The sequence below is a fragment of the Rhizobium sp. TBD182 genome, assembly GCF_001950375.1.
GTDB classification, from domain to species: Bacteria; Pseudomonadota; Alphaproteobacteria; order Rhizobiales; family Rhizobiaceae; genus Agrobacterium; species Agrobacterium tumefaciens.
Genome location: NZ_BDLN01000025.1, coordinates 1 through 2,544, shown reverse-complemented (window position 1 = coordinate 2,544; position 2,544 = coordinate 1). Strand labels below are relative to the sequence as shown.

Sequence of the window (2,544 nt, the reverse complement as noted above, 5' to 3'; positions counted from 1 at the left end):
ACCGATCCGGCCTTCTTCCAGTCGATCTTCAACACGCTTGCCATCGTCGGCGGCGTGCTTCTGATCACCGTCATCGGCGGTATTGCGATTGCGCTTCTGCTTGACCAGGACATCTTCGGTCAGGGCATCGTGCGTATCATGATCATCTCGCCCTTCTTCGTCATGCCGCCTGTTGCGGCGCTGGTGTGGAAGAACATGATCATGCATCCCGGTTACGGCGTACTTGCCGATCTGTCGCGCTTCTTCGGCCTGCAGCCGGTCGACTGGTTCGCGCAGTTTCCGCTGCTCTCCATCATCATCATCGTCGCCTGGCAATGGCTGCCCTTTGCCACGCTGATCCTGCTCACCGCCCTCCAGTCGCTCGATGGCGAGCAGAAGGAAGCGGCCGAGATGGATGGCGCCAACTTCATCAACCGCTTCATCTACCTGACGCTGCCGCATCTTGCCCGCGCCATCACCGTCGTCATCCTCATCCAGACGATCTTCCTGCTCGGCGTTTACGCGGAAATCCTCGTCACCACCAATGGCGGCCCGGGTTATGCCTCGACCAACCTTGCCTTCCTCATCTATCGCACGGCGCTTCTGGGCTACGACGTCGGCGGCGCATCGGCCGGTGGCATCATCGCCGTCGTGCTCGCCAATATCGTCGCCATCTTCCTGATGCGCGCCGTCGGCAAGAACCTCGACCGTTAAGGAGAAGCGATCATGGCCCGCAAGACAACGACACGCGCAAAGATCGGCTTCACCATCGCGGCATGGGCCGTGGCGTTGCTGCTGTTCTTCCCGATCCTTTACGCCTTCCTCACCTCGATCAAGACCGAGCCGGAGGCGATCGCAGGCTTCAGCCTCATTCCCTCGGGCACGCTCGAAAACTACATCACCGTGCAGACCCAGCGCGATTACTTCAAGCCGTTCATGAACTCGGTCGTGCTGTCGCTCGGCTCGACGATCATCGCGCTCATGATCGCCATTCCCGCCGCCTGGGCCATGGCATTCTCGCCGACCAGGCGCACCAAGGACATTTTGATGTGGATGCTCTCCACCAAGATGATGCCGGGGGTGGCGGTGCTGGTGCCGATCTACCTGATCTTCCGCAATGCCGGCCTGCTCGATACCCGCATTGGGCTGACCGTCATGCTCACCTTCATCAACCTGCCGATCGTGGTGTGGATGCTTTATACCTACTTCCGCGAAATCCCCGGCGAGATCCTGGAAGCAGCCCGCATGGATGGTGCCTCGCTCTGGAACGAGATCGTGCATGTACTGACCCCAATGGCGGTTCCGGGCATTGCCTCGACGCTGCTCCTGAACGTCATTCTTGCCTGGAACGAATCCTTCTGGACCATCCGGCTGACGACCACCAATGCGGCACCGCTGACGGCCTTCATCGCCTCCTTCTCCTCACCGCAGGGGCTGTTCTGGGCCAAGCTCTCGGCCGCCTCGATGATGGCGATCGCCCCCATTCTCGTCATCGGCTGGTTCTCGCAGAAACAACTCGTGCGTGGCCTCACCTTTGGCGCCGTGAAATAAGGAACGACAATAATGGGCAGCATTTCCCTTCAGAACGTGTCCAAGCTCTTCGGCGAGGCAAAAGTCATCCCGTCGATCGATCTCGATATCCATGACGGCGAGTTCGTCGTCTTCGTCGGCCCGTCCGGCTGCGGCAAGTCAACGCTGCTGCGCCTGATTGCCGGGCTGGAAGACGTCTCCGGCGGCAGAATAGTCATCGACGGCAACGACGCCACCGAAAAGGCCCCGGCCGAGCGCGGCCTTGCCATGGTGTTCCAGTCCTATGCGCTCTATCCGCATATGAGTGTCAGGAACAACATCGCCTTCCCGCTGAAGATGGCCAAACTCGACAAGGCCGTCATCGACAAGAAGGTCGACGATGCCGCCCGTATCCTCAACCTCACCGATTATCTCGAACGCCGGCCCTCGCAACTGTCCGGCGGCCAGCGCCAACGCGTCGCCATCGGCCGCGCCATCGTGCGCGAACCGAAGGCGTTCCTGTTTGACGAGCCGCTCTCCAACCTTGATGCGGCGCTGCGCGGCACCATGCGGCTGGAAATCTCCGAGCTGCACAACACACTGAAGACGACGATGATCTACGTCACCCACGATCAGGTGGAAGCTATGACCATGGCCGACAAGATCGTGGTCCTCAACCGCGGCAATATCGAGCAGGTCGGCTCGCCCATGGAGCTTTACCGCTCGCCCGCCAACCTCTTCGTCGCCGGCTTCATCGGCTCGCCGCGCATGAACCTGGTGACCGGCGATTACGCCCGGCAAAAGGGTGCGACCACCGCCGGCGTGCGACCCGAGCACCTGACGCTGTCGAAAGAAACCGGGCTGTGGCAGGGCAAGGTCACGGTTGCCGAACATCTCGGCTCCGACACCTTCCTCCACCTCGACGTCCCCGGCATCGGCCCCATCACCGCCAGAACCGACGGTGAATTCGAATGCAAACACGGCGATACCGTCTTCATCACACCAGATGATGCCAAAATCCACAGGTTCGATGACAAGGGCATCGCGATATGACGC

The 2,544-nt window shown here is 60.8% G+C and carries 3 protein-coding genes; all 3 read left to right on the top strand.

Going from position 1 to position 2,544, the window contains the following annotated elements:
• Positions 1–693 (top strand): carbohydrate ABC transporter permease (locus T18_RS26120; protein WP_075807886.1); only part of this gene is annotated, 693 nt, incomplete at its 5' end.
• A 12-nt stretch (positions 694–705) separates the two neighbouring features.
• A complete protein-coding gene (locus T18_RS26115; protein ID WP_003519423.1) occupies positions 706–1,530 on the top strand; it encodes a carbohydrate ABC transporter permease in 825 nt (274 codons plus the stop codon).
• A gap of 12 nt (positions 1,531–1,542) precedes the next feature.
• On the top strand, positions 1,543–2,541 hold the full coding sequence (locus tag T18_RS26110) for an ABC transporter ATP-binding protein (RefSeq protein ID WP_013761442.1): 999 nt from the start codon (positions 1,543–1,545) through the stop codon (positions 2,539–2,541).
• Positions 2,542–2,544: the final 3 nt, after the last annotated feature.